We start from the raw sequence: 14068 nt of genomic DNA on the forward strand, positions 1-14068 counted from the left end.
GGGACGCGGCGCCGATCCGATAACCGCGGATGCGGTTTACTCGCAGACCTCGACGCGGCGGTAGGTGAACTCGCCGTCGCCGAGCCACTCCTTGCGGCGCTCGTAGTGGCAGATCGGGCCGCGGCGCTCGCGCACCACGATGGTCTCGGGCTCCTCGACCACGACCCGGCGCGGGCGGTACTCCGGCGGCGGCGGGGGCGGCGGGTTCGCGCCGTTGACGAGGGCGCTGCCGACCATGCCGCCGACGACGCCGGCCGCGAGGCCGCCGACGATGGCGCCGGTCTGGTCGCGGGCGGTGGCCGGGGCGACCGCCCCGAGCACCAGGGTGACCGCGAGGGCTGCGGCCCCAGCGCGGATCGTCGTGAAGGAACCGTTCAAGGACACGCGAAACATCTCCCGTTCGTGTTGAGGATGATCCAACACCGGGAGGATTAAGAATCCGCGAAGTGGGCCAATTGAATTGTGTGTCGGATAAGGCGGCCCGCGGTCGCTCCGGCCCGAGGCGAGGCGCTGCCGTCCTCGCGAGCGCAGCGAAGCAACCCGGGGCAGCGCGCTTTGCCCGGAAGTAGCCGTGTCCCTGGATTGCTTCGCTGCGCTCGCGAGGACGGAATGGGCACTTCCCGCGCCGGGCGCGACTGCCGCAGATCCCCCCTCAGAGCAGCCCGTCGAGAGATCCCACCACCGTCGTGGGCGCCAGATCCGCGTACTCGTCGGGCAGGCCCCTGCGGTTGACCCAGGCGGTCCGGAACCCGAAGGCCCCCGCCCCCGCCACGTCCCAGCGGTTCGACGAGCAGAACAGCACGTCGCCCTGCCCCACCGCCAGCCGGGTCAGGGCGATCCGGTAGGCGTCGGGATGGGTCTTGAACACCTGCGCGTCGTCCACCGAGAGGACCGCGTCGAGGTGGTCGGCCAGCCCCGCGGAGGCCACCGCCCGGTCGACCATGGCGGCGTTGCCGTTGGTGAGGACGGCGGTGCGGATGCCGCGCTTGCGCAGGGCCGCCAGCACGCCCGGGACCTCCGGGTAGGCCTCGAGGTCCCGGTAGGCGTCGAGGAGCCGCTCGCGCAGGCCGGGATCGACGTTCGGGTGGACCGCCAGGGCGTAGTCGAGGGCCCGCACGGTGAGGTCCCAGAAGGCGGCGTACTGGCCCATCAGCGACAGGGTCCAGCTGTACTCGAGCTGCTTGTTGCGCCAGACCTCGGAGAGGTGGGCGGCGTCCGGACCCACCGCCTCGGCGTAGCGCTGGACCGCGGCGTTCACGTCGAACAGCGTTCCGTAGGCGTCGAACACCGCGGCCTTCACGCCCGCGAGGGGATTCGGTGCGTCGGTCATGGCGGTCCTCACTGGGTGCTCTCGCCCGATCTGGGGCCGGACCCGCGCGGCGGCGAGCCCGGCCGGGTCACTCAGGCCCGGCGCAGGCGCAGGCCGAACAGGTGCAGCAGGCCCGCCAGCAGGCCGCCGTAGACCAGCGCCCCGACGAGCCCCAGCACCGCCAGGACGACGAGGTCGCGCCCGTGCGGCAGGGCCGGCACCAGCGCCTGGACGAGCCCCTGCCCGTAGACGGCGACCGCCGCCAGCCCGAGGCAGGCCAGCGCCACCCCGGCGACGGTGAGGCCGAGCGTGCGCCCCGGCGCCGTCCAGTCCCGGCGCTTGGCCAGGACGAGCAGCAGCAGCAGGTTCACCCACTGGGCGACCGCGGTGGCGAGCGCGAGGCCGGTGACGCCGTAGGGGCCGGTGAGCCACAGCTTCAGGGCGACGTTGACGCCGATCGCGGTCAGGGAGGCCCAGAGCGGCGTCTTCGTGTCCTGGCGGGCGTAGAAGCTCGCCACGGCGCTGCGCACCAGCACGACGGCCGGCAGGGCGAGGCCGTAGGCCGCCAGCACCGAGGCCGCCCGCGCCGCGTCCTCGGCGCTGAAGGCGCCGCGCTGGAACAGCGCCGCCATGATCAGGCCTGGGATGGTCAGGAACGCCACGGTGAACGGCGCCGAGAGGGCCAGGGAGAAGCCCGCGGCCCGGTTCTGGGCCGCGTGGGCCCCGGCGACGTCGCCGGCCGCGATCCGGCGGCTCATCTCGGGCAGCAGCACGGTGCCGGCCGCGATGGCGATGACGCCGAAGGGCAGCTGGTAGAGCCGGTCGGCGTAGTAGAGTGCCGAGACCGCCCCGGTGGGCAGCCAGCTCGCGATGATCGTGTCGGCGAAGGCCGCGATCTGGAAGCCGGCCGAGCCGATCACCGCGGGCCCGAGCACGACGAAGAAGCGCTTGAGCGCGGGATCGAGGCGCGGCACCGCGAGGTCCGGCATCACGCGGACGCGGCGGCAGCCCCACCACAGCAGCCCGAACTGGAGCACGCCCGAGACCGCGACGCCCCAGGCGGCGGCGTAGGCCGCGTTCGGGAACAGGAAGCTCAACCCCAGGGCCGCCAGCATGGCGAGGTTGAGCAGGACCGGGGCGCCCGCCGCCACGGCGAAGTGCCGGTGGGCGTTCAGGATGCCCGACAGCAGCGTCACCAGCGTCATGAACAGCAGGTACGGGAAGGTGATGCGGGTCAGCGCCACGGCGAGCTGGAAGCGCTCGCCGTCCTCCGCGAAGCCCGGCGCCAGGGCGTGGACCACCCAGGGCATGGCCGGCAGGGCGAGATTGAGCAGCACGAGCTGCACGATCAGCATCAGGGTGAAGACGCGGTCGGCGAAGCGGTGCGCCGCCCCGGGCTCGCCGGCCTCCGCGAGCCCGGCATAGGCCGGCACGAAGGCGGTGTTGAACGCGCCCTCGCCGAAGATCGCGCGGAAATGGTTCGGGAGCCGGAAGGCGACCACGAAGGCGTCCGCCAGCGGCCCGGCGCCCATCACGGCGGCCATGACCACGTCGCGGGCGAAGCCGGTGACGCGGGAGACCAGGGTCCAGCCGCCGACCGACAGGATCGAGCGGATCATGGGTTGGGGCGCTCGCCCACCACCCCCCCCCGCAACGGGGGCGGGCGGGAGCACGGTCGAAGCGTCGCGCGTGTCGATCGAGAGGAAATGGCCGGCCCCATCTGCACCGGGTCAGCCGGCGTCGCGCGCATCAAGAGCCGGTTTCGTGCGCCACCTCAAGGGTGCCGCGGACACAGGATCCGCGGCACCGGCGATACGCCTCAGCGGGTCGCCTCGGCGTACATCTTCTCCACGTGCTCCCAGTTCACGAGGTTCTCGATGAACGCCTTCAGGTAGTCGGGACGGCGGTTGCGGTAGTCGATGTAGTAGGAGTGCTCCCACACGTCGACGCCGAGGATCGGCTTGGCGCCGTGGACCAGCGGGTTCTCGCCGTTCGGGGTCTTCATGATCGCGAGCTTGCCGTCCTTGACGGCGAGCCACGCCCAGCCCGAGCCGAACTGGCCGACGCCCGCCTGGATGAAGTCCGCCTTGAACTTCTCGGCGCCGCCGAGATCCTCGTCGATCTTCTTGGCCAGCGCGCCCGGGATCGCGCCGCCGCCGTTCGGCTTCATCCACTGCCAGAAGTGGATGTGGTTGTAGTGCTGGCCGGCGTTGTTGAAGAGCGGCTGATTCGTGTTGTAGGCGGCCTTGACGATCTCCTCGACGCTCTTGCCCTGGAGATCCGTACCCTCAAGCAGCTTGTTGCCCGTGTCGACGTAGGCCTTGTGGTGCTTGTCGTGGTGGAACTCGAGGGTCTCCTTCGACATGTACGGCCCCAGCGCGTCGTAGGCGTAGGGCAGTTCCGGCAGGGTGAAGGTCATCGCGTCTTTCTCCGCTAAGCAGGGGGCGGCCTCGTCCCCGGCGGGGGCTCCCGAGTCGAGAGCCCGCTAGGTAAGTCGGTGGCCGCGGGACGGCAACGCCGTTCCGCCACGGCGGCGCGGGAAGTTCCGCAGATCGCCGGCACGCGGCGGCTCGGCCGGCCCGGAGATAGCCGGCGCAGATCCGGACTATTCCGGTTTCCCCCGCATCTCGGTCCCGAGTTTTGCAATATGACGGCTAGGCCTTACTGTGCGGCACGCCTTGAGCGCCGGCCGTCAGCCGGCCCGTGTCAGAGAGTACCATGATCGCTGCGCTGTTCGCGCTCGCCGCCGCCATGATCATCGGGGGCTGCGCCGCCGTGATCCAGGGCTTCCCGTACGTGCGTCTGGAGAGCGGGCTCGCGATGGTGATCGCGGGGTCGGTCGCGGCCTCGTCGGGCGCGGTGCTGCTCGGCCTCGGCGTCGTGGCGCTCGGGTTCCGGCGGGTGGAGCGCGCGCTCGGGCGCGCCCCGGCGGCCGGCGCGCGGCCGGCCCCCGCCGCGGCGCCGGCACCGGCCCCCGTCGACGAGGCCCGGACCCGGCTGCCGCCGGTCCTGCCGGCGGCGCCCGCCTTCATCGTGCCGTCGGTGGTCGAGCCGTCCTTCGATCCCGAGCGTCCCCGGATCGAGCCGAGCCTGGAACTCCGGGCCGACGAGGCCCGCGCCCCCTTCTCGGAACCCGGCGCGGTCGAAGCGCCGAAGCCGGTTCCGGCCGAGCCGGCGCACGCGGTCCCGCCCGTCCTCGTCCCGGAGGCGGACCGCCGCCCCGAGCCGGACGCGCCGACCGAGCGCGCGATCGCGCCCGAGGACGACCTGTTCGCCGCCCCCGAGCCGCCGCCGCGGGAAGAGCCCGAGAAGGCAGCCGCGGAGGAGCCGCCGGCCCTGCGCCCGAGCCTCGACACGCCCGCCGAGCCCGAGCCGGACCAGCCGGCCACCCCGCGCACCGTGGTGGGGCGCTACGCCTCCGGCGGCAACACCTACGTGATGTTCGAGGACGGCTCGATCGAGGCGGAGACGCCGCAGGGCCGCTTCACCTTCGCGTCCCTCGACGAGCTGAAGGCCTTCGTGGACGGCGGCGGCGAGTCCGGGACCCGCGGCGCGGCCTGAACCCGCCCCGGGGACGGCCGCGGCGTCACACCAGCGGGTTGAGGCTGTCGTTGCGCGGCGGGATCGGGGCCCGCATGGTCAGGGAGAAGCCCCCGGGGGCGTAGTCGGTGGTCACCTCGGCCTGGACCTGGGTGATCAGGACCCGCTGCAGCAGGCGCGAGCCGAAGCCCTGGCGGCTCGGCGGCGCGACCGGCGGCCCGCCGGTCTCGCGCCAGGAGAACCGCAGGATCCCGGCCGGGCCGCCGGGCTCCAGGGACCATTCCACCGCCACCCGGCCGGTGCGGTTCGACAGGGCCCCGTACTTCGCCGCGTTGGTGGTCAGCTCGTGGATCGCCATGCCGATCGGCACCGCGATCTCGGAGGGCAGGTCGATCGCCGGCCCGTCGAGGCTGATGCGCCCCTCGGCGGCGCCGTCCGGGGCCACCTCCGCGTAGGGCTTCAGCTCGTTGCGCAGGAGATTGGCGATCGACGCCGTCTGCCACGTGTCCTCGGTGAGCACCGAGTGCGTGTGCGCCAGGGATTTGATCCGCCCGACGAAGGCCTCGTAGAAGCTCTCGATGCTGGACGCCGTCCGCGCGGTGGAGCCCACGATGGCCTGGACGGTCGCCAGCGTGTTCTTCACCCGGTGGTGCAGCTCGCGGATCAGCAGGCTCTGGCGCTCCTCCGCGACCCGGCGGTCGGTCACGTCCGCGACGACGCCGATCAGGCGGCGCGGCAGGCGGCCGGGGGCGTCGCGCTCGAACCGGCCGGCCATGTCGATCGTGCGCCACACGCCGTCGGACTTGCGCCGGATCCGGCCGCTGATGTGCAGGTCCCCGTCCTCCCGCAGCGCCTTGGAGATCGCCCGCCGGACCGCGGGGCGGTCGTCCAGGTGGAGGATGTCGTTGAGAAACTCGGTCTTGCCGATCGTCCCGTCCTCGGGCGCGTGCCCGAAGATCTCGTACATGTGCTCGTTCTCCCAGATCGCCTGGTCCTCGAGCATGTGCCACTCGAAGATGCCGAGCCGGGCGACCGTGGTGGCGACCCGCAGGCGCTGGTCGCGGGACAGGATCTCGTCCCGGGCCTCGACCCGCGTGGTGATGTCCTGGAGGACGCCGACCATGCCGATCGGCGCGCCGTCGGGGCCCGGCACGGCCTGCCCCCGCACCCGCAGGATCACGGTCCGCCCGGCCACCGTCGTGGCCGTGTCGAACTGGTAGGGCTCGTCGGTCCCGTCGGCCTCGGCGATCAGCGCGCTCAGGCGCGCGAGCTCCGCCGGCGACAGGCCGGTCTTCAGCTCCTCCCACGAGACGGAGCGGCCCGGCGGCCGCTCGAGGATGCGGGCGGCGCGGCGCGACAGGGTGAGGAGGCCGGTCGCGCGGTCCCAGCGCCATTCCCCGAGTCCGGCGGCCGCGAGGGCCTCGCGGTTCGCCTCGGAATGGGCCGCCGCGTCCACGTCGACCGTCTCGACCGCCAGGGTCCGGCCCGCGCGCCGGACCCGCACGTCGAGGGGCGTGCCGTCCGCCCGGCGCCAGACCTGGAGACCGTCCCGGAGCCCCTCCGGCCCCTCACCCAGGAGTTCGGCGGCCGCGCGCCCGGGCAGGGTGCCGGGCGGCCAGCCGGCGAGATCGTGCAGGGCCCGGTTGGCGGCGACGATCCCCGCCTCGTCCGCCGACAGCACGGCGAGGCCGATCGCGGCCTCGTCGAAGCCGGCGCGCAACGGGTCCTCCGCCGCCGGGTCCTGACCCACCCTCTCATTCACTCGGAAGAATCCTCGAACGCGCCGTGGCGCGCTCCCGCCGGAGATGAGCCCCCTCCCGCCACGATCCCGGACCGCGGCGGGCCCTGAGGATGGCGCCCGAGCGTGACTGTGGCAAGGCGTTCCGCTCCGCCTGCGGCGACCGGGCACCCGCGCGACCCGACCGCGGGGGCTCTCAGCGGGGGCGGCGGGCGAATTCCAGATAGGTGGGCCGGCGGCCCGCTGCCAGCGCCTTGGCCTCGTAGCGCGTGCCGGGCCAGCCCGGGAACGGCCGCGTCCAGTCCCGCGCGTCCCGCGCCGTCCAGGCGAGGACCGGGCACCGCGCGGCCCGGACGAGCGTCCAGCCGGCATAGTCGTCGATGTCGCTGGCGAAGCGGAACAGGCCGCCGTCCTTCAGGACCCGGCCGATCTCGGCGAGCGACGCGTCGGAGACGAACCGGCGCTTGCGCTGCCGCCGCTTGGGCCAGGGATCGGGATAGAGCAGGTAGACCCGGTCGAGGCAGGCATCCGGCAGGCGCGCCAGCAGGGCGGTCACGTCCTCGTCGCGGATGCGGACGTTGCGCAGCGCCCGGGCCTCGATCGCCGCCAGCAGCTTGACCACGCCGTTGACGAACGGCTCGGCGCCGATGATGCCGACGGCCGGATGCGCGGCCGCCTGGGCGGCGAGGTGCTCGCCGCCGCCGAAGCCGATCTCCAGCCACAGCGCCTCCGGCGGCGCCGGCATGGCGGGGAACAGCGCGCGCGGATCGAGGATCGCGTCGCCCGGCGGCAGGTCGACCCGCAGGCTCGGCAGCAGCTCGGCGAGCCGGCGCTCCTGCTGCCCGCGCAGGCGCTTGCCCTTGCGGCGCCCGAAGAAGGCGCGCTCCAGCTCCTCGACCGGGTGGTCGGAGCGTCCAGGGGCGTCGGTGTCCACCGGCTCAGTCTACCTCGGAGATGGGACGCGTCCCGGGTCACGACCGGAGACGGGGCGCGTCGGTGGGATGCCGTCCGGGACAGCACGCCCGGCACGCCGCGACGCGGCACGATCGGGTGGCGCGGCACCCGCGCGGTCGCCGCAGCGCCGAACGCACCGCGCCGCCAGCGCCCGATCGGGAACGCGGGCCGCGGGGCCGCGGAGCATCCGGGACCGGGCGGCGCTCAAAGCACCGCCCGCACCGCATTCACGTCACCCCGGCGCGCCGCCGATCTCCGGCCCGCGCGTCGGCCCGGGGCCGAGCGGAAGCCGCCCTCAGGCCAGCGCCGACTTCAGCTTGCCGGCGAGGTCGGTGCGCTCCCACGAGAAGCCGCCGTCGGCCTCGGGGGCGCGGCCGAAATGGCCGTAGGCCGAGGTGCGCGCGTAGATCGGCTTGTTCAGGCTGAGCGCCGTGCGGATGCCGCGGGGCGACAGGTCCATGGCGTCCATCAGCACGGCCTCGAGCTTGGCCTCGTCGACAGTGCCGGTGCCGTGCAGGTCCACGTAGATCGAGAGCGGCTTCGACACGCCGATGGCGTAGGCGAGCTGGATCGTGGCGCGGCTGGCGAGGCCCGCGGCCACCACGTTCTTGGCGAGGTAGCGCGCCGCGTAGGCCGCCGAGCGGTCGACCTTCGTCGGGTCCTTGCCGGAGAACGCGCCGCCGCCGTGCGGGGCCGCGCCGCCGTAGGTGTCGACGATGATCTTGCGGCCGGTGAGGCCGGCGTCGCCGTCCGGGCCGCCGATCACGAACTTGCCGGTCGGGTTCACGTGCCAGACCGTGCCCTCGTTGACCCAGCCCTGCGGCAGCGCCTTCAGGATGTAGGGCTCGACGATGGCGCGGACGTCCGCGGAATCGAGGGACTCGTCGAGGTGCTGGGTCGACAGCACGATCTGGGTCACCTCGACCGGGCGGCCGTTCTCGTAGCGGACCGTGACCTGGCTCTTGGCGTCGGGGCCGAGCTTGGCGGCGTCGCCCTGCTTCGCCTTGCGGGCGTCGGCGAGGTCCTTGAGGATCTTGTGGGCGTAGAAGATCGGCGCCGGCATCAGCTCGGGCGTCTCGTCGGCGGCGTAGCCGAACATGATGCCCTGGTCGCCCGCGCCCTCGTCCTTGTTGCCGGCCGCGTCCACGCCCTGGGCGATGTCGGCCGACTGGGCGTGCAGGTGGATCGCGACGTCGTTGTTCTTCCAGTGGAAGCCCGACTGCTCGTAGCCGATGTCCTTCACGGCCTCGCGGGTCAGGGCCTCGAGGTCCTTGAAGGTCACCGAATCGGGTCCGCGCACCTCGCCGGCGATGACGATGCGGTTGGTCGTGGCGAGTGTCTCGACGCCGAGCCGCGCCTCCGGCATCGCCGCGAGGTAGGCGTCGACCACGGTGTCCGAGATCCTGTCGCAGACCTTGTCGGGGTGTCCCTCGGACACGGACTCGCTGGTGAACAGGTAGTTGGAACGCGGCATCGGACGGCCTCGGCTGCAGAGGTACGCCGTCGCGATCGCGGCGTTTGACCCTTCATGGGGCCGGGGTTCTCGCACCCGGCCGGGGGCCGGTCAAGATGGAGGAACGAACGGATCCGCTATACCGGACGAAGCGACCGGAAAAACGATCACCCGGCGCCCCGGGGCCCGCCCTCGCCCTCAGCCGCCGAGCTTGCTCTCGAGGGCCCGGATGGCGTCGGCCACGTCGCGGCGCGCCTCCTCGGAGAAGTTCTCGGTGATGTGGCGGCCCACGACTTCCGCCAGCCCCTTCAACCCGGCTTCCGACAGGGTCGACTGCTCGCGCTCGCTGAAGCCCGGCGCGATGAAGTCATCGTTCCGGGGCATCCCTTTGAAGAAGTAATCCATCGGCACGCCGGTCATGCGCGAGAAGATGTCGAGATGGACGGCGCTGATCCGGTTGGTTCCCTTCTCGTACTTCTGGAGCTGAGCTGCAGACATACCGAAGCTCTGCGCGACGCGGCGCTGTGTGAGCGATGCCTTGCGGCGCTGCTCGGCGATGCGTTGCCCGACATAGACGTCGCGCTGATCGGTCTTCTGGCCCGCCATGAAGTGCTCGTCCACCCCCTGCCATGAATCCTGGCGGCAAAGCTTAGCGCGCCCCTCGGTACTTGTCACCGGCAGGCGTTCGACGTGGTGGACGATTTGCTCACGGCTCTGCGGCCGGGAGATCTGCAAGAATAGACAACTTGGTGTCCCCGGCAGGGCTCGAACCTGCGACCCCAGGTTTCATACCACTTCGGCTTTCGCCGCCGCGCCCCGAAGGTCCGCGTTCGTGGCCTGGACTATCCCTTCACCGTGGGCTGGACTGCATCCAACCGGTAGGTGCCGCCCGTCTAGTCTCTACACCTTCCCGCAGAACGCCGGGGCGCCGCGCGGGCTTGGCTCGGGATCGGCAGAGCATCGGACGGCGGCGCGTCGATGCCGGAAGCTTTCCCCGACTTTGAGCGGATCCGTCGCGCGGTTTCCCGGCGCGACGCCCAATTGAACCTTCTAGGAAACCTGTGCTCTGTCCAGCTGAGCTACGGAGACGACCGGCGCTCCATAGCATTCTCGCCGGCCGAGGCCAACCGCGACCGGTGGGGCGGCGCGGTGCCGGAGCCCGCGATCGCGGGGGGAACCGATGCGCGGGGGCGCGGCGGTCGTGCGGGGACGCCCGCTGGCGACCTCGATGGCGACCTTGATGGCGGCGGCGCTCGCCGCGGCGGCGCCCTGTCCGGCACGCGCCGCGCCTGGCGCCGGGCCGTCGGCGTGCGCGACCGGGCCGGCGCGCGACGAGGTGGTGGCGGAAATCGGGCCCCGCGGGGAGATCCGTATGGTCTCGGGCCTCCGGGCGGTGCTGGACTCGCTGCGCTGGCCGGACACGCCGGAGGCCGCGTCCGCCGCGCGGGCCTGGCTCGAGACCCGGCGGGGCACCCGGGTCACGGTGGTTCCCCGCGGGCAGCCCGACCGGTGGGACCGCGCGCGGGCCGACCTCCTGGTCGCGGAGGGCGACATCGCGGAGGGCGCGGATCTGGCGGGCGCGGATCTGGCGGGCGGCCTCATCGGGGCCGGGCTGGCATACGCGGACGCGGGCGAGGCCGATTCGCTGTGCCGGCCCGGCCTGCGCCTCGTGGAGGCGGCCGCCCGCGCGCGCGGGCTCGGCCTCTGGGGCGCGGCGCGCCCTGCGGCGGGGGACGGCCCGGGGCTCCGGGAGAAGGTCGGACATTTCGTCGTCGCGGAGGGCCGAATCCGCCATGTCGGCGAGCGCGGCGCGCGCACCTATCTCGATTTCGCGGCCCGCGGCACGGACGGCCTCACGGTGACGGTATCGAAACGCACTTGGCGAATGATGCGCGCCCGTGGTTTGAGTGCGGCCTCGCTCGAGGGCCGGCGCGTGCGGGTGCGCGGCCTCCTGGAGGTCCGGCGCGGTCCGACCCTGGAGGTCGCCCTCGACGGGCTCGAGACGCTCGAGGAGACGGACCGGCCGGAGGCCGATCCGGAGGGGGAACGGGGATTGCGGCGCTGATCGCGATGGGCGGGATCACGGGGCACATCGGCGCGGGGCGGACCCGCGCGGCGGGGCGGCGCACCCTCGGCGCGGCGGCGTTGGGCGGCCTCGCCCTGCTGCTCGGCGCCTGCGTGGCCGACCAGACCGAGGCGACCGTGCGGCCGGCCGTGGTGCGGGTGCCCGCGGAGGCGCCGCGCACCACCGGCCGCGAGCGCGCCGCCGATGCCGACCACCTCAAGCTCGTGGCCTCCTTCGGGGGCGAGGCCCGGGCCCCCAACGTCACGCGGATGCTGACCGAGGTGACCGACCGCCTCGTGAAGGCCAGCGACCGGCCCGACCAGGCCTACACGGTGACGCTCCTCGACTCGCCGGTGGTCAACGCCTTCGCGCTGCCGAACGGGCGGCTCTACGTCACCCGCGGCCTCGTGGCCCTGGCGAGCGACACCTCCGAGGTGGCCGCCGTGCTGGCGCACGAGATGGCCCACGTGACCCTCAACCACGCCACGGCCCGCAGCGAGCTCGAGCTGCGCTCGGCGCTCGTCAGCCGCGTCGTGGCCGACGTGCTGAACGACCCCGATACCGGCGCGCAGCTGCAGAGCCAGTCGCGCTTCGCCCTCGCCCGGTTCTCCCGCGAGCAGGAGCTGGAGGCGGACGCCACCGGCGTGCGCACCCTGGCCAAGGCCGGCTACGACCCGTTCGCGGCCGGGCGCTTCCTCGCCGCGCTCAACCGCTCCACGGGGCTGAAGGCCGGCAGCGCCGCCGCGCCCGACATGCTGGCGACCCATCCGGGCACGGCCGAGCGCATCACCCAGGTGACCCGCGCGGCCCGCCGCATCGGCGCGCCGGGCATCGGCACCGACGACCGCGCCGCCTACCTCGCGGCGGTGGACGGACTCGCCTACGGCGACAACCCGCGCGACGGCGCGGTGCGCGGGCACCGCTTCATCCATCCCGGCCTCGGCATCGCCTTCGAGGTGCCGGAGGGCTTCACCCTGGAGAACACCCGCTCGGCGGTGCTCGGGACCACCCCGGACGGCGCCCGGCGCCTGCTGTTCGACCAGATCGAGGCCAAGGACGGCCAGCCCCTCGAGGCGGTGCTCAAGGCGAGCTGGAACGACGCCCTCGACCCGGCCGGCTTCGAGACCCGGGACGTCGCGGGCCACCCCGCGGCCTTCGCGCTGTCGCGGGGGAAGGAGTGGACCTTCCGCCTCGCGGCCATCCGGATCGGCGACTCGACCTACCGGATGATCATGGCCGCCAAGGGCGCCACCGATCCCGACCCGGCCTTCCGCCGCTGGACCGCGACCCTCGTCGCCGTGTCGCCCGACGAGGCGGTCCTGCGCCCCCTGCGGCTGCAGGTGGTCCAGGCGACCTCGACCAGCGCCGAGGACCTCGCCCGCCGCATGGCGGTGCCCGACCGGGCGCTCGACCGGTTCCTCGTCCTCAACGGGCTGGAGCGGGGCGCCGCGCTGGTGCCGGGTCGCGGCTACAAGATCGTCGCGGAATAGCCGCCCTGCGCGGCCGCGCCTTGTGCGGGCGCGGGGCCCGGACATCCTGCCCGGGTCGTTCAGGGAGAGCGCCGTGATTCGATTCTTCTACAATCTCAGCCCCAACCCCATGAAGGTCGCCCTCTGCCTCGAGGAGATGGGGCTGCCCTACGAGCCGGTGCCGGTCGACACCCGCAGGGGCGAGCAGTTCGATCCGGCCTACACGGCCGTCAATCCGAACGGGAAGGTGCCGGCGATCGTCGACGGCGACGTCACCGTGTTCGATTCGAACGCGATCCTGATGTACCTGGCGGGCAAGACCGGCCGGTTCCTGCCGGAGGGCGAGCCGGTCCGCGGCGAGATGCTGTCCTGGCTGATGTTCGTGGCGACCGGCATCGGGCCGTTCTCCGGCCAGTGCGTGCATTTCCGCCACTTCGCGCAGGACGGGGGCGCCTACGCCACCGAGCGCTACGCCTTCGAGGCGCGCCGGCACTGGGGCATCCTCGACCAGCGCCTCGCCGACCGCACCTACGTGCTGGGCGACACCTACACGATCGTCGACATGGCGGTCTGGGGCTGGGCCCGGATGGTGCCCTTCGTCCTCGGCGAGGGTGCCTTCGGGGACCTGCCCAACGTCAAGCGCCACCTCGACGCGCTCAACGCGCGGCCGGCTGCCCAGGCCGCCGAGGCGCTGAAGGGCCGCCACGCCTTCAAGGCGGAGATGGACGCCGAGGCGCGGGGCTTCATGTTCCGCGCCGTGAAGGGCGCCGCCTGACGCCCCGCCGGACCGGTCCCGCGCCTCAGGGCGCGGGGGCGGTCACCGTGAGCATCGGCAGGGTGACGGAGAGCGTTCCGGCCGGCACGCGCGCGGTGCCGAGCGTGAGGCAGGCGCCGAGTCCGAGACAGAGAGCGAGACCGAGCATCGAGGTCTCGAAGCCGCGATAAACCCATTCCATGACGGTCCCCTTTCGCGAGGCAACCGCAGGATGCGCGCATCGCGTTAAGGGATCGGTGCGCCAGCGCGCACGGTCTCACAGTCCGGAGGCGACGAGGGCCGCGCCCGCCGCGATCAGCGCGACGCCGGCCCAGGCGGCGAGGCTGAGGGTCTCGCCGAGCAGGGTGGCGCCGAGGATCGCCACCAGCACGACGCTGAGCTTGTCGATCGGCGCGACCCGGGCAGCGTCGCCCAGCGACAGCGCGCGGAAGTAGCAGAGCCACGACGCCCCGGTGGCGAGCCCCGACAGGACGAGGAAGACGAGGCTCCGGCCGGAGACCTGCGCGAGGCCGCCGGCCTGCCCGGAGGCGACCACGATCGCGCCGGCGAAGACCAGGATCACCGCGGTGCGCACGAAGGTCGCGACGTCCGACGGCACGCCCGCGACCCCGACCTTGGCGAGGATCGCGGTCAGCGCCGCGAAGCCGGCGGCGGCGAGCGCCCAGAAGCGCCAGGATTCCAGCAGGGGGCTCACGGAAATTTCCACGCCGTCCCTATTCGCAGGGCTCGGACGCATCCTCGTCCTTGCGAGCGCAGCGAAGCAAC

The 14068-nt window shown here is 73.2% G+C and carries 14 protein-coding genes; 4 read left to right on the top strand and 10 right to left on the bottom strand.

Annotation, left to right across the window (positions count from 1 at the left end):
- Positions 1-36: 36 nt before the first annotated feature.
- The 4 genes from ACQKQD_RS13185 to ACQKQD_RS13200 all read right to left on the bottom strand — a co-directional run bounded on the left by ACQKQD_RS13185 (position 37) and on the right by ACQKQD_RS13200 (position 3728).
- Positions 37-393 carry a hypothetical protein gene (locus ACQKQD_RS13185; protein WP_042673343.1) on the bottom strand — a complete coding sequence of 119 codons (357 nt, stop codon included), beginning with the start codon at positions 391-393 and terminating at the stop codon, positions 37-39.
- Positions 394-652: 259 nt separating this feature from the next.
- The gene (locus ACQKQD_RS13190) at positions 653-1330 is read right to left on the bottom strand and encodes a haloacid dehalogenase type II (protein ID WP_020091318.1); all 678 of its coding nucleotides are present in this window, start codon (positions 1328-1330) and stop codon (positions 653-655) included.
- A gap of 71 nt (positions 1331-1401) precedes the next feature.
- Positions 1402-2928 carry a murein biosynthesis integral membrane protein MurJ gene (murJ, locus tag ACQKQD_RS13195; protein ID WP_100252904.1) on the bottom strand — a complete coding sequence of 509 codons (1527 nt, stop codon included), beginning with the start codon at positions 2926-2928 and terminating at the stop codon, positions 1402-1404.
- Between the two features lie 200 nt (positions 2929-3128).
- Positions 3129-3728: a superoxide dismutase gene (locus ACQKQD_RS13200; protein WP_020091320.1), complete on the bottom strand. Its 600-nt coding sequence runs from the start codon at positions 3726-3728 to the stop codon at positions 3129-3131.
- Between the two features lie 299 nt (positions 3729-4027).
- Between ACQKQD_RS13200 and ACQKQD_RS13205 the strand changes: the two genes are divergently transcribed.
- The gene (locus ACQKQD_RS13205; protein WP_427508569.1) at positions 4028-4870 is read left to right on the top strand and encodes a hypothetical protein; all 843 of its coding nucleotides are present in this window, start codon (positions 4028-4030) and stop codon (positions 4868-4870) included.
- A gap of 25 nt (positions 4871-4895) precedes the next feature.
- On the opposite strand, the gene ACQKQD_RS13210 is transcribed toward ACQKQD_RS13205, so the two are convergent.
- The 4 genes from ACQKQD_RS13210 to ACQKQD_RS13225 form a co-directional block, all read right to left on the bottom strand.
- Complete coding sequence (locus ACQKQD_RS13210) at positions 4896-6611, bottom strand: sensor histidine kinase (protein ID WP_427508570.1); 1716 nt, start codon at positions 6609-6611, stop codon at positions 4896-4898.
- Between the two features lie 172 nt (positions 6612-6783).
- A complete protein-coding gene (trmB, locus tag ACQKQD_RS13215) occupies positions 6784-7521 on the bottom strand; it encodes a tRNA (guanine(46)-N(7))-methyltransferase TrmB (RefSeq protein WP_427508571.1) in 738 nt (245 codons plus the stop codon).
- Positions 7522-7836: 315 nt separating this feature from the next.
- On the bottom strand, positions 7837-9015 hold the full coding sequence (gene metK / locus ACQKQD_RS13220; protein WP_020091324.1) for a methionine adenosyltransferase: 1179 nt from the start codon (positions 9013-9015) through the stop codon (positions 7837-7839).
- 177 nt (positions 9016-9192) lie between these two features.
- Positions 9193-9600, bottom strand: a complete 408-nt coding sequence (locus ACQKQD_RS13225) for a helix-turn-helix domain-containing protein (RefSeq protein ID WP_012321411.1) — start codon at positions 9598-9600, stop codon at positions 9193-9195.
- A 574-nt stretch (positions 9601-10174) separates the two neighbouring features.
- On the opposite strand from ACQKQD_RS13225, the gene ACQKQD_RS13230 reads away from it, so the two are divergent.
- The 3 genes from ACQKQD_RS13230 (at position 10175) to ACQKQD_RS13240 (ending at position 13303) form a co-directional block, all read left to right on the top strand.
- Positions 10175-11059 carry a thermonuclease family protein gene (locus ACQKQD_RS13230; protein ID WP_427508572.1) on the top strand — a complete coding sequence of 295 codons (885 nt, stop codon included), beginning with the start codon at positions 10175-10177 and terminating at the stop codon, positions 11057-11059.
- Between the two features lie 5 nt (positions 11060-11064).
- Positions 11065-12549 carry a M48 family metalloprotease gene (locus tag ACQKQD_RS13235; RefSeq protein ID WP_091927864.1) on the top strand — a complete coding sequence of 495 codons (1485 nt, stop codon included), beginning with the start codon at positions 11065-11067 and terminating at the stop codon, positions 12547-12549.
- A gap of 73 nt (positions 12550-12622) precedes the next feature.
- Positions 12623-13303: a glutathione S-transferase family protein gene (locus ACQKQD_RS13240; RefSeq protein WP_091676440.1), complete on the top strand. Its 681-nt coding sequence runs from the start codon at positions 12623-12625 to the stop codon at positions 13301-13303.
- Positions 13304-13328: 25 nt separating this feature from the next.
- Here ACQKQD_RS13240 and ACQKQD_RS13245 read toward each other — a convergent pair whose 3' ends face one another.
- Entirely contained in the window at positions 13329-13484 is a 156-nt protein-coding gene (locus tag ACQKQD_RS13245) for a hypothetical protein (protein ID WP_020091329.1), read from the bottom strand.
- A 75-nt stretch (positions 13485-13559) separates the two neighbouring features.
- Positions 13560-13997, bottom strand: a complete 438-nt coding sequence (locus tag ACQKQD_RS13250; protein ID WP_100252899.1) for an EamA family transporter — start codon at positions 13995-13997, stop codon at positions 13560-13562.
- Between the last annotated feature and the right edge of the window lie 71 nt (positions 13998-14068).

It is taken from the genome of Methylobacterium sp. NPDC080182 (assembly GCF_050281105.1).
In the GTDB taxonomy this organism is placed as follows: Bacteria; Pseudomonadota; Alphaproteobacteria; order Rhizobiales; family Beijerinckiaceae; genus Methylobacterium.